Raw genomic sequence first — 293 nt, 5'->3', positions numbered from 1 at the left:
CCGTTAATGTAAGTCGCAAGCTCTTCGATATCGTCACCCGCTTTTGCGCTGATGTTGATTTCTTGCTCTTGGCCGTAGCTGTCCGTTAGGTTGATTTTTAGGTCGTTCTTACCTTCAGCAACGTTCCAGTCTTTACCTTTACCACTTTCAGCTTGGTAGCTCACACCGCCCATCATTTTGTTGTCTGAGCGCATGTCTTTTAGCTCAAGCATCACTGCTTCACCGTTATCCGCACCGATTTGGAACGATTTCGCACCGTGTGTGCCGTTTAGTAGCTTGTTACCACCGAAAGA

General features: G+C 47.4%; 1 protein-coding gene. It reads right to left on the bottom strand.

The window, feature by feature from the left end; genetic code table 11:
* Window positions 1-293: flagellin hook IN motif-containing protein (locus tag IQP38_RS25155; protein WP_284144662.1), on the bottom strand; the 293-nt coding region annotated here is incomplete at both ends.

Source organism: Vibrio sp. OPT41 (assembly GCF_015163595.1).
GTDB lineage: Bacteria > Pseudomonadota > Gammaproteobacteria > Enterobacterales > Vibrionaceae > Vibrio > Vibrio alginolyticus.
This window is presented reverse-complemented; position numbering and strand designations above follow the sequence as displayed.